Annotated in this window: 4 protein-coding genes; all 4 read right to left on the reverse strand. The window is 72.7% G+C overall.

Annotated elements, in window-relative coordinates:
* Positions 1-14: 14 nt before the first annotated feature.
* The 4 genes from ACVDFE_RS27475 to ACVDFE_RS27490 are packed head-to-tail and all read right to left on the reverse strand — an operon-like array spanning position 15 to position 22,646.
* Positions 15-767, reverse strand: a complete 753-nt coding sequence (locus ACVDFE_RS27475) for a thioesterase II family protein (RefSeq protein WP_458432392.1) — start codon at positions 765-767, stop codon at positions 15-17.
* A complete protein-coding gene (locus ACVDFE_RS27480) occupies positions 764-1,954 on the reverse strand; it encodes a cytochrome P450 (RefSeq protein ID WP_360383750.1) in 1,191 nt (396 codons plus the stop codon). Before ACVDFE_RS27480 ends, ACVDFE_RS27475 begins: the two co-directional genes overlap by 4 nt.
* A complete protein-coding gene (locus ACVDFE_RS27485; RefSeq protein ID WP_360383753.1) occupies positions 1,951-3,168 on the reverse strand; it encodes an MFS transporter in 1,218 nt (405 codons plus the stop codon). The genes ACVDFE_RS27480 and ACVDFE_RS27485 overlap by 4 nt, the downstream gene beginning before the upstream one ends.
* On the reverse strand, positions 3,165-22,646 hold the full coding sequence (locus ACVDFE_RS27490) for an amino acid adenylation domain-containing protein (protein WP_458432393.1): 19,482 nt from the start codon (positions 22,644-22,646) through the stop codon (positions 3,165-3,167). The genes ACVDFE_RS27485 and ACVDFE_RS27490 overlap by 4 nt, the downstream gene beginning before the upstream one ends.
* Between the last annotated feature and the right edge of the window lie 28 nt (positions 22,647-22,674).

The following is a 22,674-nucleotide window of genomic DNA, read 5'->3' on the forward strand; positions in this document are numbered from 1 at the left end:
TCCCGATACTCGGGCTATATCGCGGCCATACCGGTGGCCCAGTTCTCCTCGGCCCTGATCAGCTCGGCGAGTCCCGCCGCGGAGTCGTCGAAGTAGAAGTGCCCGCCGGGCTGGGTGGTCGCCTCGAACCGTCCGATGGTGATCTCCTGCCACCGCAGGACGTCCGCGAGCGCCACCGACTCGTCGCGGTCGCCGGCGATCGCCGTCACCGGGCACGTGAGCGGTGCGCCCGCCGTGTACCGGTAGGACTCGATGAGGCGGAAGTCGTTGCGCAGCGCGGGCAACGACAGCTGCCACAGCTCGGCGTCGTCGAGCAGCGCCGCGCCGGAACCGCCGAGGAACCGGACGTACTCGCGGATCTCGGCGTCGCTGTGGTCGGTCGTGCGGCGGCGGTGCGCGGGTGGGGCGTCGCAGGCGGACGCGTAGAGCCGGGCGAGCCGCGACGGGAACCGCGGCCGCAGCCGCCGTGCGGTCTCGAACGCTACCGCGGCGCCCATGCTGTGCCCGAAGAACGCGGTCGGGCGCGTGAGCCGCGGTTCGACCTGCTCGGCCACCCACGTCGCGAGCTCCGCGAGGTCGGCGGGCAGCGGGTCGCCGATGCGGTCCTGCCGTCCGGGGTACTGCACGGCCACCACCTCGACGGCCGGTCCGAGCAGCTCGGCCCAGCCGCGGAACGCGCTGGCAGCGCCACCGGCGTGCGGGAAGCACACCAGCTGCCGCGGTGCGTGCGGACGGGGCACGAACGCGCGGAACCAGCGGCCCGTCACCGGACCTCGATCCGCAGGTGCCGCAGGAACCGGAAGTTGATGCTCTCCAGCCAGGCAGGCGACCGGTCCAGCAGCTCGATGGTGGAGAACCGGCCGAGCAGCCGGGAGACGGCGATCTCGATCTCGGCCAGCGCCAGCGAGGCGCCGAGGCAGTAGTGGATGCCGTGCCCGAACGACAGCTGGTCGTGCGCCCTGCGGGTCACGTCGAGCCGGTCGGGGTCGGCGTAGCGCTTGGGGTCCCGGTTGCCCGCGCCGAGCACGAGCGCCACGGACTGGTCGCGTTCGATGCGCTGCCCGGCGATCTCGATGTCCTCCAGCGCCACCCGGCTGGTGAACTGCACGGAGCTGTCGTAGCGCAGGAACTCGTGCGCCGCGTTCGCCGCCAGCTCGGGCCTGGACCGCAGGAGCTGCTGCTGGTCGGGGTGTTCGACGAGGGCGAGCACGGCGTTGCCGATCAGGTGCGTGGTCGTCGCCTGGCCCGCGTCGATGAGCAGCAGGAAGTTCGCGAAGACCTCGTCCTCGGTGTAGTCGTCCTTGGCGAGCTGCCCGGACACCATCCTGGTGAACAGGTCGGTGCCGGTGCCGTCGCGGCGGGCCTGCGCGCCCTCGTCGAACAGGCCGCGCAGCGCGGCGACCCGCGGCACCTCGCGCCGGGACTGGGTGAAGAACTCGTGCAGCAGCCCCTGCCAGCTCTCCAGCAGGTGCGCGCCGCGTTCGGGAACGCCGGCGAGCTGCCCGACCACGTCCCGCGTGAGCGGTTCGGAGAAGTCCGCGATCACGTCCATCCCGCCGCGGGCAGCGGCCTCGTCGAGCAGCGACTCCACCCGGTCGGAGATGACCGACCGGATCTCCTTGACGAACCGCGGGGTCAGCCCGGGGCGCAACAGCTGCCGCAGCCGGGTGTGCCGGGGCGGCTCGTTGAACAGCATCATCGGCGCCAGCGCGTCCTTCAGCGTCGCCAGCCCGGTGCGCGCCTCCTCGGGGAGCTGTTCGTAGAACTGCTCGATCCGGGCGCCGGAGAGCCGGGGGTCCTTGGACAGCCGGGTGATCTCCTCGTGGTCGAGCACGATCCAGGTGCGCATCCACTGGTCCCAGTGCACCGGGCCGAGCTCGCGCAGCCGCCGGTACAGCGCGTACGGGTCGGTTTCCCCGTACTGGCTGAACAGGCTCTCGATCGCCTTGGTCATGCGGTCACCCTTTCCCGGTACTCGGTGGTGCGGACGGCGGGCATCAGCCAGGCGGTCACGGCGACGGCGGCCATCACCGCGCCGACGCCGAGCACCGTGTGCCCGGTCCCCCAGGACGCCAGCAGGAACCCGGCGGCCAGCGCGCCGAACGAGTTGGCACCCGAGCTGAGCAGGCCGGCCACGCTGCCGACCCGGCCCTGCATCTCGTCGGGCGTGACCTGCACCTGGTAGACGCCGGCCATCACGTTGACCAGGGCACCGGCGAACGACATGCCGGCGAACAGGCCGCCGAGGACGACCGGGCTGGAGGTCAGCGCGACCATCGGCATCAGCAGCGCCCACACCGCGAACACGGTGATGATCACCATGCCCGGCCGGAGCCTGCGGACGAACCACGAGCCGCTCATCGCGCCCAGCACGCCGCCGACACCGGACGCGGCACCGATCACGCCGATCACCGCGGGCGAGCCGCCGTTCTCCTTGATGATCAGCGCCAGGCTCAGGGACAGGACCTGGAACAGCACGTTGGTCACGGCCACCAGGAGCACGGCGGAGCGCAGGAACCGCTGCCGCAGCAGCCAGCCGACGCCCTCGGCGATCTCGGCCCTGATGTTCTTGCGCTGACCCCGCTCGGTCTGGAAGTCCTTGCGGATCAGCAGCAGCGTGACCAGCGCGACGAGGTGCCCGAGCGCGGTGAACACGAACGGCGCCCACCGCACCAGCGCGAACAGGACGCTGCCCAGCGGCTGGCCCAGCAGCCCCGCCGCACGGCCGCGCGCCTCGTTCTGCGACAGCGCGGCCGGCAGGTGGTCGGGGTGCACGACGTTGCGCACCGCCGCGCGTTCCGACAGCCGGTAGAAGATCTGCGCACTGCCCTCCAGGAACGCCACGGCGAGCAGGTGCGGCAGCCACAGGTGCCCGAGCAGCAACGAGATCGCGACGCTGCCGATCGACAGGAACGACACCGCGTCGCACGTGATCATCACGCGGCGCCGGTCCCAGCGGTCGACGAACACCCCTGCGGGCAGCTGGAGCAGCAGCATCGGCAGCAGCGCCGCGAACCCGACGAGCCCGGCCCGCACCGGTGACCCGTCGTGCCAGATCATCAGCAGCGGGTAGGTGACCGTCGTGACCGTGCCGCCCAGCGCGGAGATGCCCGCGCCGGTCCACAGCAGCCGGAAGTCCCGGTTGTGCCGCAGCACCCCCGCGCTCATCGGTCGCCTTCGAGCAGGGAGGTGTACTGCTTCACCACGTCGGCGCCCGCGTCGGAACCGGTGAGCGCGACGAACCCGGTGCCCTGGCCGATGCGGCACATCGCCATGGCGTGGAAGCCACCGCCCGTGCCGCCGTGCCCGAACTGGACGTCGGTGCCGAGGTCGTCCACGACCACGCCGAGCCCGTACGCGCTGTGCCGGTGCTGCGGTGTCACCATCTCCCCGGCCAGCTCCGGTGACAGCAGCGCACCGGCGTGGCCGAGGCGCGACCGGCGGACCTCCAGCAGGAACGACGCGAGGTCGCCCGCCGTGGTCCACAGGCCGCTCGCCGCGGCGGGCCACAGCAGCCACGGGACGGGCTTGCCGTCCTGGTCGTGCCCCTGGGCCGCCGGTCCGGTCGCCGGGCCGTAGCCGCTGCGCGCCATGCCGAGCGGTGCGAACACCAGCTCCCGCACCAGCTCGGCGAACGGCCGGCCGGTGACGTCCTCCAGGAGCTGCTCGACGACCGTGTAGTTGACGTCCGCCTTGCGGAACACCGCGCCGGGCGGCGTTTCGAGCCGGACGTCCCGCAGCAGTTCCGCCAGTCCGGGCAGCTCGGCGTAGCCCGGGTTGGGCGCCGGGGCGAGCCCGGACAGGTGGCTGAGCAGCTGCCGCAGGGTGACGCGGCCGTCGGCGGGGACCGACCAGCTCGTCAGGTGGGTGTTCACGTCCGCGTCGAGGTCGAGCACGCCCTGCTGGACCAGCCGCAGCGCGGTGAACGCGGTGACCGGCTTGCTCAGCGAACCGACCTGGAACACCGTGTCCGCGCTGACCGCGCCGCGAGTGCGGGCCTCGGCGAGCTCACCACCGCGGATCACCGCCACGCTCACGTCTGTCACGCTCACGTCCGCCACGCTGTGTTCGACCGGCGCCGGCCGTGCCTGGTCGATCGCCGCGGCCACGGCCGAAAGGCGGTCGTCGGCGTACATCGCCAGCAACGACAGCGCCCGTCCCGCGCGCCGGGCCGCCGCGATCACCTGGAAGACCAGGATCGAGTGGCCACCGAGCTCGAAGAACCGGTCGGCGGCACCGACCCGCTCCAGGCCGAGCACCTCGGCCCACACGTCGGCGAGCCACTGCTCGGTGTCGGTGATCGGTTCCTGGTAGGACCGCTGCGCGAACGCCGACCCGTCCAGCGCGGGCAACGCGCGGAGGTCGAGCTTCCCGTTGGCGGTCAACGGGATCTCCGGTACCGGCACGAACGCGGCCGGCACCAGGTGGGCGGGCAGGCGGGAGGCGAGCCACGGGCGCAGGTCGTCCCGCTCCCCCACCACGTAGGCGACGAGCCGGCCGGAGTCCACGACGACGCGGGCGTCGTCGAGCCGTTCCCGCAGGACCGACTCGATCTCGCCGAGCTCCACCCGGAACCCGCGGATCTTCACCTGGCCGTCGTCGCGGCCGAGGAAGTCGACGTCACCGGAGGGCAGCACGCGGGCGAGGTCGCCGGTGCGGTAGAGCCGGGAACCGGGCGCGCCGAACGGGTCCGGTACGAACCGGTCCGCGGTCATCGCGGGCTCGTCCCGGTAGCCGCGGGCCACCCCGGCACCGCCGACGTACAGCTCGCCGGGCACGCCGACGGGCACCGGTCGCAGCGCGGAGTCCAGGACGTAGGTCGAGACACCGGGCAGCGGCGTGCCGATCGGCACGGCGTCGGCGCCGTCCGGCACGACGAACTCGTTGGACGTCACCGTGGTCTCGGTCGGTCCGTAGGAGTTGACGATCCGACCGGTGACCAGGCCGCGCGCCGACGCCACCACGTGACCGGACACGGCCTCGCCGCCGACGACCAGGTCGCGGGCGAGCACGCCCGGCACCTGCCCGGTGACCAGCTCCAGGTGGCTGCGGGTCAGCTCGACGAAGTCGAACGGGCCCTGCCGGACCAGCCAGTCGCCCAGCTCGTCGAGCGGGAGGTCGCGCGGCGCCAGGTGCAGCGGCGCACCGGCGGTCAGCGGTCCGTGCACGTTGGACACGACCATGTCGTAGGCGATCGACGCGAACAGCGGCGCACCGCGGTCGCGCACGTACTCGGCCCGCACGTAGGCCAGGAAGTTCGCCAGGCCGCCGTGGGTGACCTGCACGCCCTTGGGACGGCCGGTCGACCCGGACGTGTAGATCACGTACGCCAGGTGGCCGGGGTCCGTCGCACGATCCGGCGTGGTCGCCGGGAAGGCGTCGAGCCCGTCGAGCGCCGGCGCGTCGAGCACTGCCGCACAGCCGCGCAGCATCTCCTCCGCCCGCGCCGCCGGGAACGACGGGTCCACCGGCACGTAGGCCGCGCCCGCCTTCCACACGCCCAGCAGCGCCGCGACGAGGTCCACCCCGCGGTCCAGCAGCACGCCCACGAGGGACTCGGTGCCCACGCCCTTCGCGCGGAGCAGGTGGGCGACGCGGTTGGCCCGCGCGTCGAGCTCGGCGTACGACACGGTGGCGCCCTCGAACGTCACCGCAGGTGCGTCCGGTGTTGCCCGGACGTGCGACTCGAACATGTCGGGGGCCGGCCTGGACACCGCCGGCTCCGGGCCGACCGGCAGCACCGGTTCGCCCTCGGGCAGGTAGGTCCCGCAGTCCTCACCCGCGACGACCGACGCCAGCGCCGCCCGGTACATCTGGGCGAGCCGCTCGGCGTTGGCCCGGCTGAGGACCGCGCCGTCGCACGCCAGGAACAGGCAGGTGTCGGAGGCCGTCACGGCGAGCGGGAACTCGTCGTGGCTGAAGCCCTCCGCGGGATCGGCGGCCACGTCGGGCGTGCCGAAGTCCTCGTAGCTGAAGTAGACCTGCACGAGCCGCCCGCCGCCCGCCAGCTCGTGCTGGATCGCGGGCATCGGGAAGTGCCGGTGCGGCCACATCCCCAGCTCGCGGTCGAACACCTGCCGGGCGAGGTCCGTCCAGGACGAGGTGACCTCCACCGGGAACGGCACGGTGTTGAGGTGCGTGCCGTAGACGCGGTCGCCGCCGTCCGGGCGGCAGTGCGTGACGAGCCCCGAGTGGAACCGCCGCGCGGGCGTGAGCTGGCTGAGCACCTTGAGGTGTGCGGCCAGCAGCACGCTCTTCACCGGCACCCCGGCCGCCGCGGCGACCGCGCGCAGCCCCTCCGACAGGTCGTCGAGCGGCACGCGGAGGTGGCTGTCCTCACCGGAACCGCCCCATCCGTCGGGCAGCGCGAACGGTTCGAACCCGTCGACGACGTCCTGCCAGTACGCGCGGTCCTCAGTGGACCGCAGCGCGCGCAGCTCCGCCGCGACGGTGTCCGCGAACCGCAGCCGGGACGGCGTGAACGCGGGCAGGTCGGCACCGTCGCGCACGGCGCGGTAGGTCTCCAGCAGCTCGGCGCGCAGGGTGCTGAACGTCCAGCCGTCGATGACCACGTGCGACTGGGTGATCGTCAGCTGCCACTGCCCGCCGGCGAGCCGGTGCACGGTCAGCCGCAGCAACGGTGCCGCGGAGTGCGGGATCGCGGTCTCCGCCTCACCGCGCAACGCCGCGCGCACCTGCTCGTCCGCGTCAGCGGCCGTGGTCAGGTCCACCACCTTCAACGGCACCTCGGCCGAGGCGTGCACCAGCTGCACCGGCACCGAGCACCGGTCGAGGTCCACCGACGTCCGCAGCGCCTCGTGCCGTGACACGAGCAGGTGCAGGGCGCGGTGCAGGGCGTCGCGGGAGAACGGTTCGGTGATCCGCGCCGACGCCACCCGGTGGTAGCTGCGCGGGCCGTCCCCGGCCAGCATCTCCACCAGCATGCCGGTCTGCGGCTGGGTCAGCGGGTAGGCGTCCACCAGCCCGTCCGGCAGCAGCGACCGGTCGGCGTCGGAGAGCAACGCGAACGGTTCGACCGGCTCGGCACCGGCGTCGTGGGACGACAGCGCCAGCACCGCGGCGATCGTCTGGTGCCGCAGCACGTCGAGGGCGGTCGCCGCGATCCCGGCGGCCTTCATCTCCCCCACGACCATCACGGCGCGGATCGAGTCCCCGCCCAGGTCGAAGAAGCTGTCGGCCAGCCCGACCCGGTCGACGCCGAGCACCGCGCGCCAGATCGCCACGACCCGTTCCTCGACCGGCGTGCGCGGGGCGACGAACTCGGCACCGGCGAACGCGCCCCGGTCCGGTGCGGGCAGTGCTCGCTTGTCCAGCTTCCCGTTGGGGGTCAGCGGAATCCGGTCGAGCACCGGGTAGGCGGCCGGGACCATGTAGTCCGGCAACGTGCGGCCGAGCCAGGCCCGCAGGTCGGCGGGGTCGAGGCCGGTGGGGTTCGGCCCGGCCGGGTCTGCGGCAGCGTCTAGTCCGGCCGGGTCACCCGCGGGCACGACGTAGCCGACCAGCGACTCGTCGCGCAGCACGACCACCGCGTCACGCACGTCCGGGTGAGCGACCAGTGCCGCCTCGATCTCGCCCAGCTCGACCCGGTAGCCGCGGATCTTGACCTGGTCGTCGGCCCGGCCGGCGAAGCCGAGGCTGCCGTCCGGTCGCCGCAGGGCCAGGTCGCCGCTGCGGTACAGCCGCGATCCGGGCGGTCCGAACGGGTCTGGCACGAACCGCTCGGCGGTCAGCTCCGGCCGGTTCAGGTAGCCGCGGGCCACGCCGGGGCCACCGACGTGGATCTCGCCGCGGGTGCCGATCGGCACGAGGTTGCCGTGCGCGTCCAGCAGGTGCACGGCGAGGTCGCTCAGCGGTCGGCCGATGGGGTTGCCCGCGCCGGGCAGCGTGTCCTTCTTGGACAGCCGGTGGTAGGTCGTGTGCACGGTCGTCTCGGTGATGCCGTACATGTTCACCAGCGCGACCCGCCCGAGCCCGACGCGCTCGACCCACGGCCGCAGCTCGCCGATCTCCAGCTTCTCACCGGCGAAGACCACCGCGCGCACCGACAGCCGCGTGATCCGCGGGTCGTCCGCGAACGCGACGATGGACCGGAACGCCGACGGCGTCTGGCTCAGCACCGTGACCCCGGTGTCCACCAACAGGTCCAGGAAGTCCTCCGGCGAGCGGGTGACCTCACGCGGCACCACCACAAGCGTGCCGCCGTGCAGCAGTGCACCCCACATCTCGAACACCGACACGTCGAACGCATACGAGTGGAACAACGAGAACACATCCGACTCGTCGAACGCGTAGTGCTCCTGGGCCGTCGCCATCAACCGCACGACGTTGCTGTGGGTCAGGCAGACGCCCTTCGGCTTGCCGGTCGAACCCGAGGTGTAGATCGTGTAGATCAGGTTGTCCGGCACCGTCAGCGACACGGGGTTCGCGTCCGGCCCCTCGGGCAGAGCGGCCAGCACCTCCGCGTCCACCACGATCGAGACGCCGGCGTCCTCGCGGACGTACTCCAGCCGCTCCGGCGGGTTCACCGGGTCCAGCGGCAGGTAGCCCGCGCCCGACTTGAGCACGCCCAGCAGTGCGGGCAGCAGGTCGGGACCGCGGTCGAGGCACACGCCGACGAGCTGCTCCGGCCCGGCGCCCAGGGAACGCAGGTGGTGCGCGAGGCGGTTGGCCCGCGCGTTGAGCTCGGCGTAGGTCAGCGACACCCCGCCGGCGACCACGGCCAGCGCGTCGGGGGTGCGCGCCGCCTGCTGCTCGAACAGCTCGTGCACGCAGGACGACACCGGTTCCGCGACGGCGTCGGTGAAGCCGAGCAGCCGTTCCCGTTCACCGGCCGGCAGGTGCACGGCCCGCGCGTCACCGTCCACGTCGGACGCGATGGCTTCGAGCACCGCGCGGTACATGCCGGCGAGGCGTTCGGTGTTGGCGCGGCTGAGCACGCGTTCGTGCGAGTTCACCCAGAGCCGGTCGCCGCGGTTGAAGATCGACAGGTCGAACTCGTTGGGGCCGATGTTCATCCGGGTGCCGGTCGCGACGCGGTCGGTGTCGACGTGGTGGAAGTCGAGGTAGTTGAACAGCACGTTGATCAGCCGGCCGCCGCCCCAGTCGTGCTGGACCGCGGGCATCGGGTACCGCCGGTGCGCCCACAGCTCGACCTCGGCGTCGAACACCTGCGTCAGCAGCTCGCGCCACGTCCGCGCCGACCGGTCGACGCCCATCGGCAGGGTGTTGAGGTACATGCCGGGCACCCGGTCCGCGCCGAGCACCTCCGGGCGGACGTCGCACACCAGGCCGGTGTGGTACGCCGGTTCGTAGGTGACCTGGCCCATCACCTTGAGGTGCGCGGCCAGCAGCACGCTCTTCATCGACACACCGGCGGCGCTGGCCGCCGAGCGCAGGGCGGCGCCGAGGTCGTCGAACGGCACCTCGACGTAGACGCGCTCGTCGGAGTCGCCGGCCCACTCCGGTGGCATGACCACCGGCGCCTGCGTGCCGGTCACGCGCTGCCAGTAGGCCCGGTCCGCCGCGGAGCCCAGTGCCGCCAGCTCACCGGCGATCGTGTCGGCGAACCGCACCCGCGGCCGGTCGTACGGCTCGGGTTCGGCGCCGTCGCGGATCGCCCGGTAGACGTCCAGCAGCTCCATGAGCAGCAGGTGGTAGCTCCAGCCCTCGGTGATCGCGTGCGACTGGGTGAACGTCACCCACCACGCGTCGTCGGCCTCGACGTGCGCGATGATCCGCATGAGCGGTGCCCTCGCGACGTCGAACACCGCGGCGCGCTGCTCGGCCGCCAGCTCCTGCCTGACGCCGACCAGGTCCTCTTCGGACAGTTCGCGCACGTCGCGGAGCTCGACCGGCAGGTCGGCGCTGCCGTGCACGAGCTGCAGCGGCTCGGAGAAGCCGGTGAGCCGGAACGACGTGCGCAGCACCTCGTGCCGGTCGGCCAGCACGCGGGCGGCCGCCGTGAGCGCGGCGTGGTCGAGCGGCTCGGGTTCGGTCACCCGGAACGTGTTGATGATGTGGTACGGGTGCCTGCCGTCGTCGGCCAGCATCTCGATGATCATGCCGAGCTGGGTGCGGCCCACCGGGTAGGCGTCGACGACGTCCGCGGGCAGCAACGCCCGGTCCTCCGCCGAGACCAGCGCGAACGGCTCGACGTACTCCTGCTCGGCCGCCACGCCGCGACCGGTGAACAGCCGGCACAGGTTCTCGACCGTGCGCGCCTCGAAGACGTCCCGCACGGCGACGTCGAAGCCCTCGGCCCGCAACGCGCCGACCAGGCCGACCGCGCGGATCGAGTCACCGCCGATGTCGAAGAACCCGTCCCGCACGCCTACTCGGTCGAGTCCGAGCGCGGTCCGCCAGATCTCGGCGACGCGGGCCTCGGTCTCCGTGCGCGGCGCGAGGTGCTCGCCGCGGGCGAACGCGTCGTCACCGGGTTCGGGCAGCGCCTTGCGGTCGTGCTTGCCGTTGGGCGTCAACGGGAACTCGTCGAGCCGCACGAACGCCGCCGGCACCATGTAGTCGGGCAACGTGCGGGCGAGCCGGTCGCGCAGCTCCTCCCGCGCCGGTGACCCACCGGTGTAGTAGGCCACCAGCCGGTCGTCGCGCACGACCACCAGCGCCTCGCGGACCTCGTCGAACGCCGAGAGCTCCGCCTCGATCTCGCCCAGCTCGATCCGGTGGCCGCGCACCTTCACCTGGTCGTCGATCCGGCCGAGGAAGTCCAGTGCGCCGTCCGGCCGCCAGCTCGCGAGGTCACCGGTGCGGTAGAGCCGCGCGCCCGCCGGGCCGAACGGGTCGGGCACGAACTTCTCCGCGGTGAGGTCCGGCCGGTTCAGGTAGCCGCGACCGACGCCGAGCCCGCCGACGTACAGCTCGCCCGCCACACCGGAGGGCACCGGCTCCAGCCGGGCGTCCAGCACGTAGAGGCGGGTGTTGCGGACGGCCTCGCCGATCGGCACGCGCCGTCCGTGCAGCCGCTCGGTCAGGAACGCGTGCGTCACGTCGTCCGAGCACTCGGTCGGGCCGTAGGCGTTGACCAGCGGGATGCGCGGGTACCGGGTGAACCACCGCGGGCACAGCTCCGCCGGCAGCGCCTCACCGGTCACCATCAGCCACCGCAGGTGCGGCAGCGGAGGCAGCCCGGTGCCGTCCGCGCTCGTGCTGTCCAGCGCGGTGCGCAGCAGCGAGGGCACGACCTCCAGCACGGTGATCCGCTCCTGCGCCACGAGGCCGAACAGCGCGTCCGGGTCGAGCGCCGTGTCGCCGTCCACGACCCGGACCTCGCCGCCGACGACCAGCGGTGCGAGCATCTGCCACACCGAGATGTCGAACGACGGCGAGGCGTTCTGCACCACGCTGTCCCGCTCGGTGAGCCCGAGGTCCTCGACCTTGGCGAGCAGGTGGTTGCCCATGCCGCCGCGGCGCACCATGACGCCCTTGGGCCGGCCGGTGGACCCGGACGTGTAGATGACGTACGCGAGGTTGTCCTGCGTGGCCCGCGGGGCGGGGTCGGTGTCGGGCAGGTCCTGCAGTGCGGGCTCGTCGACCAGGACGACCGTCTCGTGCGACACCCGGTCCAGCAGGGAGCTCCGCGTGACCAGGAGCCGCGCGCCGGCGTCGGAGTGCATGAACTCCAGGCGCGCGGGCGGGGTCTCCGGGTCGAGCGGCAGGTAGGCGCCGCCCGCCTTGAGCACCGCGAGCACGGCGGTGACCAGCTCCGGTGAGCGCTCCAGGCAGATCGCGACGACCGTCTCGGGACCGACGCCGAGGCCGGTCAGGTGGTGCGCCAGCCGGTTGACGCGTGCGTTGAGGTCGGCGTAGGTCGCCGCGTAGTCGTCGGAGGTCAGGGCGATGGCGTCCGGGGCGAGCGCGACCCGGCGCTCGAACTCCTGCTGCACGCACAGGTCGACCGGTTCCCGCTCGGTCGCCGACGCCTCGATGAGCAGGCGGGCGCGTTCCCCGGTGGGCAGGTGGGTCGTGCGGGCGTCGCCGTCGAGGTCGGCGGTCATCGCGTCGAGCACCGCCGCGTACATCTCGCCGAGCCGCGCACCGTCCGCACGGGACAGCACGGCGGTGTTCGCGGTGAGGTTCAGGCGGTTCGGGCGGCAGTGCAGCGTGAGGCCGAACTCGGTCTGCGACACCGCGTACCGGGACTCGACGTCCTCGCCGGCGGACTCCTCGTGCCGCAGGTCGACGTAGTTGAACGCGACGTCCACGAGCCGTCCGCCCGGCCAGGCGCGCTGGATCGCGGGCATCGGGTAACGGCGGTGCGGCCACAGCTCGACCTCGCGGTCGAACACCCGCAGCACCAGCTCGCGCCACGTCGTCGCGGACCGGTCCGCCGGGAACGGCACGGTGTTGAGGTGCATGCCGTAGACGCGGTCGGCGCCTTCGAGCTCGGGCCGCGCGTCGCACACCAGGCCGACGTGGAACGCCGGTGCCCCGGTCAGCTGCCCCATCACCTTGACGTGCGCGGCGAGCAGCACGGTCTTCACCGACACGCGCAGCTCGGCCGCGACCGCCGTCAGCGCCTGCTCGTCCAGCGCGACCGGCACGTCGTAGCTCTCGCCGGGTTCCTCGCCGCGCCACGGTTCCGGCAGCGTCACCGGGGTGTGCGCGTGCACGACGTCACGCCAGTAGGCGGCGTCCTCTTCGGACTCCAGTGACGCCAGCTCGGCGGCGATGTAGTCCGCGTACCGCACTCCGGGCGGGGTGTGCGGTGCCGGCGCCAGGCCGTCGCGCAGCCGCCGGTAGCAGTCGACCAGCTCGGCGAGCAGCCAGTTGTGGCTCCAGCCCTCGACGATCGCGTGCGGCCGGCACAGCGAGAGCCACCAGCCGTCGTCACCGGTGAGGTGCGCGGCGATCTTCAGCAGCGGCGCCGAGTCCAGGTCGAAGGTCGCGTTGCGCTGGGCGAGCAGCGACTCCATCAACGCGTCCTCGCCGTGCACCTCGTGCACGGTCACCGGGACGTCGACCTCGGCGTGCACGACCTGCATCGGGACGGAGTACGTGTAGAGGTCGAACGAGGTCCGCAGCAGGTCGTGCCGTGCCACCACGATCCGCGCCGCCGCGCGCAGGGCGTCCGCCGAGAACGGCCCGGCGATCCGGTAGGAGGCGAAGCTGCGGTAGGCGTCGTCCTCGGTCAGCAGCTCGACGACCATGCCGGTCTGCACCTGCGACATCGGGTACGCGTCGGCGGCACCCGCGGGCACCTTCGCCCGGTCCGCCGCGCTGACCAGCTCGAACGGCTCGACCGGTCCACGTGCGGTGACGTCCGCGCGTCCGGACGCGATCGAGGCGAGGCCCGCGATCGTGCGGTGCTCGAACACCTCGGGCACGGACAGGTCGACACCTCCCGCACGCAGCGCGCCCACCAGCCGCACCGCGCGGATCGAGTCGCCGCCCACCTCGAAGAACCCGTCGTGGACGCCCACCCGGTCGAGCTTCAGCACGTCCCGCCACACCGCGGCGATCCGCTCCTCCACGGGGGTGCGCGGGGCGACGTGACCGGTGCCCGCGAACGCGCCGGCGTCCGGGTCGGGCAGTGCGCGCCGGTCGAGCTTGCCGTTGGCGGTCAACGGGATGGCGTCGAGCGGCACGAACGCCGACGGCACCATGTAGTCCGGCAGGTTCCTGGCCAGCGCCGGGCGCAGGTCGGTCCCGTCCGCACCGACGACGTAGGCGACGAGCCGGTCGTCGCGCACGACCACGACGGCCTCCCGCACGCCGGGCAGCGAGCTGAGCGCGACCTCGATCTCGCCCAGCTCCACGCGGTAGCCGCGGATCTTGACCTGGTGGTCGGCGCGTCCGAGGAAGTCCAGGCTGCCGTCCGGGCGGCGCCGTGCGAGGTCACCGCTGCGGTACAGCCGCGAGCCGGGCGGACCGAAGGGGTCCGGCACGAACCGCTCGGCGGTCAGCTCCGGCCGGTTCAGGTACCCGCGGGCCACACCGGGACCGCCGACGTGGATCTCGCCCGGCACCCCGAACGGCACGAGCTGCCCGTGCGGGTCCAGCAGGTGCACCGACAGGTCGCGCAACGGCGAGCCGATGGCGTTGCCACCGGCCAGGTCGGCCGCGGCGACGCGGTGGTAGGTCGTGTGCACGGTCGTCTCGGTGATGCCGTACATGTTGACCAGGGCGACCCGGTCCAGCCACGGCCGCAGCTCGCCGATCTCCAGCTTCTCACCGGCGAAGACCACCGTCCGCACCGACCACCGGCCGGTGCGCGGGTCCTCGGGGTCGATGGACCGGAACGCCGACGGCGTCTGGCTCAGCACCGTGACCCCGGTGTCCACCACCAGGTCCAGGAAGTCCTCCGGCGACCGCGTCACCTCACGCGGCACCACCACAAGCGTGCCGCCGTGCAGCAACGCCCCCCACATCTCGAACACCGACACGTCGAACGCATACGAGTGGAACAACGAAAAGACATCCGACTCGTCGAACGCGTAGTGCTCCTGCGCCGTCGCCATCAACCGCACGACGTTGCGGTGGGTCAGCACGCAGCCCTTGGGCTTACCGGTCGACCCGGAGGTGTAGATCGTGTAGATGACGTTGTCCGGGCCGGACATCGTGACGGGGTTGGTCTCCGGTCCCTCCGGCACCTCGGGCGAGGTGATCACGATGGAGACGCCGGCGTCCTCGCGGATGTGCTCCAGCCGCTCCGGCGGGTTCACCGGGTCCAGCGGCAGGTAGCCCGCACCGGACTTCAGCACGCCCAGCAGTGCGGGCAGCAGGCCGGGGCCGCGGTCGAGCGAGACGCCCACCAGCTGCTCCGGTCCCGCGCCGAGCGAACGCAGGTGGTGCGCCCACCGGTTGGCCCGCGCGTTGAGCTCCGCGTAGGTCAGCGACACCTCGCCGGCGACCACGGCCACCGCGTCCGGCGTGCGCGCGACCTGGTCCTCGAACAGTTCGTGCACGCACTTCACCACGGGCACCGGGCTGGTGCCGCCGAGCTCCAGGAGCCGGTCCCGCTCGCCCTCCGGCAGGTACACCGCCCGTGCGTCGCCGTCCACTTCGGCCGCCATGGACGCCAGCACGGCGCGGAACATCCCGGCCACGCGGTCGGCGTTGTCCTGGCTGAGGACGTGCGAGTTCGTGGTGATGGCGAGCAGACCGCCGAGCGTCGTGATCGCGAGCGCGAACTCGTTGGGCGCGTCGTTGAAGCCCCAGCCGTCCTCGGCGACCCGCGCGTCCAGCCGGTGGAAGTCGAGGAACCCGAAGAACACGTCCACGAGCCGGCCGCCGTGCCCGCGGATGGCGGGCATCGGGTAGTGCCGGTGCGCCCAGGCCTCGATCTCCCGGTCGGACACCTGCCGCACCAGCTCGCGCCAGGTGCGCGCGGAGCGGTCGGCGGGGAACGGCAGGGTGTTGAGGAAGTTGCCGTACAGCCGGTCCGCGCCGGGCGCCTCCGGCCGGGAGTGCGTGACGAGCCCGGTGTGGAACGCGGTCTCGCCGGTGAGCTGGCTCATCACCTTGACGTGCGCGGCGACGAGCACGCTCTTCATCGACACCTTCGCCGCCGACGCCAGAGCGCGCAGCCCGTCCGCGAGGTCGCCGAAGTCGGTGCCGGCGCGCACGGGTGCCACCGGGGCGGTGCGGTCACCGTGCCAGCCGGCGGGGATCTCGAACTTGGCGTGCTCGTCGACGAGCCGCTGCCAGTACCCGGCGTCCTCCCGCGACTCCAGCGACCTCAGCTCGGCTGCCACGAAGTCCGCGTACCGCACCGGGACCGGCTCGTACCGGTCGGGCTCCTGGCCGTCGCGGACCCGCCGGTAGACCTCGACGAACTCCATCAGGAACAGCTGGTTGCTCCAGCCGTCCATCACCGCGTGGTTCTGGGTGAACGAGCACAGCCACTCGTCGTCGGTCATGAGGTGTGCGCTGACCCGCAGCAGCGGTGTGCCGGCGGCGAGGTCGAACACGTCCGCGCGTTCGGCGGCGACGAAGTCCGACACCGCGGCCCGCCGGTCGCGCACGTCGAGGTGGCGCAGGTCGAACCGGCCGATCGGCGTCTCGGTGACCCAGTGCACGAGCTGCAGCGGCACCGAGAAACCGGTCAGGTGCACGCTGGTGCGCAGCACGTCGTGCCGTGCCACGACGATCCGCACCGCGCGGGCGAACGCCAGCACGTCGAACGGCCGGTCGTCGTGCACGGTGTAGACGTTGACGTTGTGGTAGTTGCTGCGACCGGGGTCGGCCAGCATCTCGACCAGCATGCCGGTCTGCACCTGCGACAACGGGTAGGCGTCGACGACGCCGTCCGGCAGCGCCGCCCTGTCCTCCGCGCTGATCAGCGCGAACGGCTCGACGAAGGTCTCCTCCGACACCGCGGCGCGGCCGGACAGCCGCTCGCACAGCGCCGCGACCGTGCGGTGCCCGAACACGTCCTTCACGGACACGTCGAACCCGGAGGCCCGCAGCGCGCCGATCAGCGCGACCGCGCGGATCGAGTCGCCGCCCAGGTCGAAGAAGTCGTCGTGCACGCCGAAGTCGGCGCCGAGCACGTCGTGCCACACCGCGGCGACCCGCTCCTCCAGCGGTGTCCTGGGTGCCACGCTCACTGCCCGCGCGAACGCGTCCGCGCCGGGTGCGGGCAGCGCGGCCCGGTCGACCTTGCCGTTGGCGTTCAACGGGATGGCGTCGAGCTGGACGAACGCCGACGGCACCATGTAGGTGGGCAGCACGGGTTCCAGCAGCGCGCGCAGCTCCTGCGGGTCGGCGTCCGCGCCGACCAGGTAGGCCACGAGCTGCTTCTCACCTGGGTTGTCCTCGCGCAGCACCACGCGCACGTCCGTGACGCGCGGGTCCTCGGCGATCCTGGCCTCGATCTCGCCGAGCTCCACCCGGTAGCCGCGGATCTTGACCTGGCCGTCGCCGCGGCCTAGGAAGTCCACGTCACCGGTGGGCAGCACGCGGACCACGTCGCCGCTGCGGTACAGCCGCGCTCCCGGCGACCCGTACGGGTCGGGCAGGAAGCGTTCCGCGGTGAGCTCCGGCCGGTCGGCGTAACCGCGTGCGACACCCGTGCCGCCGACGTACAGCTCGCCGGGCACGCCCACGGGCACCGGCTCCAGCCGGTGGTCCAGCACGTACATCGTCACGTTGGGCAGCGGCCGCCCGATGGGCTGGACCTCCGCGGTGATCGGGCCCTCGACGGGGTGGGTGCACGTTCCGACGGACGTTTCGGTCGGGCCGTACTCGTTGACCAGCCGCACGTCCGGCGCCAGCTCGCGCCACGCCGTGACGACCCGGCGGGTCAGCGCCTCACCCGCGACCACCAGCACCGACGCGAGCGCGTTGGCCTGCTCGGGCGGCAGCTGGTGGGTCAGCACCTCCAGGTGCGCGGGCGTGAGCTTGATGAAGCTGTACGGGCCGGACAGCGCCTCACCCAGCGCGGCCAGGTCGGTGTCCTGCGGCACCATGTGCACGGCCTGCCCGGCCAGCACCGGCGCCCACAGGTTCGGCACCACGAGGTCGAAGGCGATCGACGAGAACAGCGGCGCGCCACCGGTGCCCTGCGACGCCAGCTCCTGCACGGCCCACCACACGTGGTTGACCAGGCCGCGGTGCGGCACCTGGACGCCCTTGGGCCGGCCGGTCGAGCCGGACGTGTAGATCACGTAGGCGAGCCGGTCGAGGTCGGCGACCCGCTCGGGAGCGGTCGCCGGTTCGGCCGAGACGTCGTCCACGCCGACGAGGAGCGTCGGGCCGGCGAAGTCGTTGGTGTACCCGGGTTGCGTGACGAACGCGGCGGCCTCGGCGTCGGCGAGCGCGCCGGTGACGCGGCCGGCCGGGAACGACGGGTCCATCGGCAGGTACGCCGCACTCGCCTTCCACACGCCCAGCAGGCACGCCAGCAGGTCGGGGCCGCGGTCGAGCAGCACGCCGACCACGGACTCGGTACCGACGCCCATGCCGCGCAGCCGGTGCGCGTACCGGTTGGCGAGCGCGTCCAGCTCCACGTAGGACAGCTGCCGGGTCCCGTCGGTGACGGCGACGGCGTCCGGCGTGCGGGCGACCTGGTCCTCGAACAGCTCGTAGGTGCACTTCTCGACCGCGGGGGCGGGGTTGACCGCCCACTCCCCCAGCGTCCGCGCGGTCTCCTCCGGTGCGACGAACGTCTTCTGGGCGTCGCGCGCCGGGTCAGCGGCCATGTCCGCGAGCACCGCGCGGAACATCGCCGCGATGCGCTCGGTGTTGGCGAGGCTCAGCGACGACGAGGCGGCGGTGAGGAAGATGTGCTTGTTGCGCGAGGAGATCGTGAGCGGGAACTCGGTGGGGCTGTCGTCGATGCCGACGGAGGCGTCCACCAGCCCGGTGTCCACCTGGCGGAAGTCCTGGTAGTTGAAGAAGACGTCGATCAGCTGGGCCGCGCCGTACTCGCGTTGCACCGCGGGCAGCGGGTACCGGCGGTGCTCCCAGGACTCGACCTCCTGCGCGAACACCTGCCGCACCAGGTCGAGCCACGAGGGCGCGCCGCGGTCGAACGGCAGCGGCAGCGTGTTGAGGTACATGCCGAACACCCGGTCGGCGCCGAGCACCTCGGGCCGCACGTCGTAGACCAGGCCGCCGTGGAACGACGGCAGGTCGGTCAGCTGGCTCATCACCTTGAGGTAGGCCGACAGCATGACGGCCTTGAGCGAGGCACCGGCGTCTGCGGCCAGCGCCCGCAGGCCGGGCTCCAGGTCTTCCCACGAGACCCGCACGTGGTGCGTCGTCCCCGGCTCCTCGCCCCAGCCCGCCGGCAGCGTGACCTTCGGGTAGCGGGTGACGACGGAGCGCCAGTACGCACCGTCCACACCGGACTCCAGCGACTCCAGCTCCGCCGCGACCGAGTCGGCGAACCGCACGCCGGGGCGGTCGTGGGGCTCGGGTTCCACGCCGTCGCGGATCGAGCGGTACAACCGCAGCAGCTCCATCAGCAGCGAGTGGTAGCTCCAGCCCTCCATCACCGGGTGGCACTCGGTGATGGAGATCCACCACCGGTCGGTGCCGGTGAGGTGGGCGTGGAACCGCATGAGCGTGGGCTCGGTGAGGTCGAACGGCGTGGCGCGCTGCTCGCGCACCCACTCCCGCAGCGTCGCGAGCTGGCCCTCCTCGTCGAGGTGGCCGAGGTCGCGCTGATCGACCTCCATGGTCGCGGTGGCGTGGACCAGCTGCAGCGGCACCGAGTAGTCGGTGAGGTGCACGCTCGTGCGCAGCATGTCGTGGCGCTCCACCACGATCCGCGCGGCGCGTTCGAAGGCCTCCCACGAGAACGGGCGGTCGTCGAGAATCCGGAAGCAGGAGCAGTTGTGGTAGTTGTTCTTGCTGTCGTCGGCCAGCATCTCGATGACCATGCCGGTCTGGATCTGCGACAGCGGGTAGGCGTCGACGACGCCGTCGGGCAGTGCGGCCCGGTCCTGCGCCGAGATCAGCGCGAACGGTTCCACCAGCGCGTCGTCCGCGGCGACCAGGGCGGTGCGGCCGGTCAGCAGCTCGCACAGCTCGGCGACCGTGCGGCGCTCGAACACGTCGCGCACGGCGAGGTCGAAGCCCTCCGCCCGCAGCGCGCCCACCAGCGCGACCGCCCGGATCGAGTCGCCGCCGAGGTCGAAGAACCCGTCGTGGACACCGACGCGCTCCACCTCCAGCGCCGTCGCCCACACCGCGGCCACCTGCTCCTCGACCGGCGTGCGCGGCGCCACGTACTCGCCGTGGGCGAACGCGCCGAGGTCGGGTGCGGGCAGTGCGCGGCGGTCGAGCTTCCCGTTGGGGGTCAACGGGATCGAGTCGAGCCGCACGAACGCGGCCGGCACCATGTAGTCCGGCAGGTCGCGGCCGAGCGCCGTCCGCACCGACGCGGTGTCCAGCTCTCCGGCGACCGGCACGACGTAGGCGACGAGGCGTTCGTCGCGTGCGATCACCACGGCGTCGCGCACGTCGTCCAGTGCCGTCAGCGCGACCTCGACCTCGCCGAGCTCGATGCGGTAGCCGCGGATCTTGACCTGGTGGTCGGCGCGTCCGAGGAAGTCCAGGCTGCCGTCCGGGCGGCGCCGCGCGAGGTCACCGCTGCGGTACAGCCGCGAGCCGGGCGGCCCGAACGGGTTCGGCACGAACCGCTCGGCGGTCAGCTCCGGCCGGTTCAGGTACCCGCGGGCCACACCGGGACCGCCGACGTGGATCTCACCGGGCACGCCGACGGGGACCAGCCCGCCGTGCGCGTCGAGCAGGTACACGTTCAGGTCGCCCAGCGGCCGCCCGATCGGGTTGCCGGCCGACAGCTCCAGGTCTCCCGGCCGCACCTCGTAGAACGTGGTGTGCACGGTGGTCTCGGTGATGCCGTACATGTTGGCGAGCACCGGCTCGTCCAGGCCGCGCCGGTCGGTCCACGGCCGCAGCTCGGGCATCTCCAGCTTCTCGCCCGCGAAGATCACCGCCCGCAGCACCAGCCGGTCGATGCGCGAGTCGCCGTCGGCGGCGGCGGACACGAGCGAGCGGAACGCCGACGGCGTCTGGCTCAGCACGGTGACCTCGTTGTCCACCAGCAGGTCCAGGAAGTCCTCCGGTGACCGCGTCACCTCCCGCGGCACGACGACGAGGGTGCCGCCGTGCAGCAGCGCGCCCCACATCTCGAACACCGACACGTCGAACGCATAGGAGTGGAACATCGACCACACGTCGGACTCGTTGAACTCGTAGTGCTCCTGGGCGGTGCGCATGAGCCGCACGACGTTGGCGTGGGTGAGCACGCAGCCCTTGGGCTTGCCGGTGGAGCCGGAGGTGTAGATCGTGTAGACGACGTTGTCGGGAGCGGACCGGTTCACGGGGTTGGTGTCTGGCCCGTCCGGCAGTGCGGCGAGCAGCTCCTCGTCGACCACGACGGACACGTCCGCGTCGGCCTGCACGTACCGCAGCCGGTCCTCCGGGTTCACCGGGTCCAGCGGCAGGTAGCCCGCGCCGGACTTCAGCACGCCGAGCAGGGCAGGCAGCAGGTCGGGCCCGCGTTCCAGGCGCACGCCGACCAGCGTCTCCGGGCCGGCGCCGAGGTCGCGCAGGTGGTGCGCCAGCCGGTTGGCTCGGGCGTTGAGCTCGGCGTAGGTCAGCCTGGTGCAGCCGGCGACGATCGCCACGGCGTTCGGCGTGCGGGCGGCCTGCTCCTCGAACAGGGTGTGCACGCAGTCGGTCACCGGGCTGCCCAGACCGGGCACCACGCCGGTGACGAGCGCGTACTCCGCGTCGTCAAGGATGTTCAGGCGGGACACCGGAAGCGCGGTGTCGGCCAGCGCGGACTCCAGCAACCGCACCAGGTGCCCGGCGGCGCGCTGCACGGTCTCCTCGTGGAACACCGACGTCGCGTACACCAGCTGCCCCGCGAACGAGGCGTCGGGCAGGTCGTTGATCTGCAATTCGAGGTCGCACTTGGCCACCCGCCCGGTGGCGGTGCGCGGCTCGACGGTGACGCCGGGCAGCCCGAACGGCGCGCCGCCGCGGTCGTGCATGGTGAACGCGACCTGGTACAGCGGGGTGCGGGACATGTCCCGCTCGGGCTGCAGGTCGTCGACGAGCCGGGCGAAGGGCACTGCCTGGTGGTCGTAGGCGTCGGCGAGCGTGCCGCGTGCCTGGACGAGCAGGTCGCGGAAGGACGGGTCGCCCTCCCACCGCGCGCGCAGCACGAGGTTGTTGACGCCGTAGCCGATCATGCCCTGCAGCTCCGGCCGGGTCCGGCCGGACACGGTGGTGCCGACCGGCACGTCGGAGCGGCCGGTGTAGCGGGCCATCAGCACCTGGAAGGCCGTGAGGAGCACGACGAACGGCGTCGTGCCGTACTCCTTGGCCACCGCCCTGATCCTGCCGGCGACCTCGGCCGGCACCGCGAACTCCACGGCGTCACCGGCGGCGTCGCGCACCGCGGGCCGCGGCAGGTCGGCGGGCAGGTCGGCCACCTCGATGCCGGCGAGCTGCCCGTGCCAGTAGGCGAGCTGCTGCTCCAGGGCCGGGTCCTCGCGCTGCCACACGGCGTAGTCCGCGTACTGGGTCGGCACCGGCGGCAACGGTGCGGGCTCACCGCGCGTGAACGCCGTGTAGAGCGCCTCCAGCTCCTCGCCGACGACGCGCGTGGACCAGGCGTCGAACGCCACGTGGTGGAAGACGAGCGTCAGGACGTGGTCCTCGGGCCCGGTGCGCCACAGCTTCGCGCGCACCGGCCAGTCGTGTTCGAGGTCGAACGGCGCGACCGCCTCCTCGCCCACCGCCTCGTCCACATCGGACACCCGCGTGACCGGCAGCGCGACCGGCGCGGGCGGGTCGATCACCTGCACGGGCTCGGTGCCGTTCACCGCGTACCGCGTGCGCAGGACCTCGTGCCGGGCGACGACGTGCTCCCAGGCCCGTTCCAGCGCGGTGACGTCCAGCGGTCCGCGCAACCGGAACGCCAGCGGCACCAGGTACTCGGCGCTGCCGGGGTCCAGCCGGTTGAGGAACCACATCTGCCGCTGCCCGTGCGACAGCGGCAGCGGCGCGGACCGGTCCGCCCGCCCCATCGTCCGCCGCCTGCCCCGCACGCCGCCGCTGAGCCACCGGCGCAGGAGCTCGTCCCTGTCGGCGGAGGTGCTCGTGTGCTCGATCTCGCCGGTGCTCATGGTCGACCCGTCCTCCCGATCGTGTGGA

The organism is Lentzea chajnantorensis, assembly GCF_054300775.1.

Excerpts from the sequence above, each read along its gene's own strand:
- ACVDFE_RS27485 (WP_360383753.1), bottom strand. The coding sequence starts at position 3,168 with ATGAGCGCGGGGGTGCTGCGGCACAACCGGGACTTCCGGCTGCTGTGG.
- ACVDFE_RS27490 (WP_458432393.1), bottom strand. The coding sequence starts at position 22,646 with ATGAGCACCGGCGAGATCGAGCACACGAGCACCTCCGCCGACAGGGAC.
- ACVDFE_RS27480 (WP_360383750.1), bottom strand. The coding sequence starts at position 1,954 with ATGACCAAGGCGATCGAGAGCCTGTTCAGCCAGTACGGGGAAACCGAC.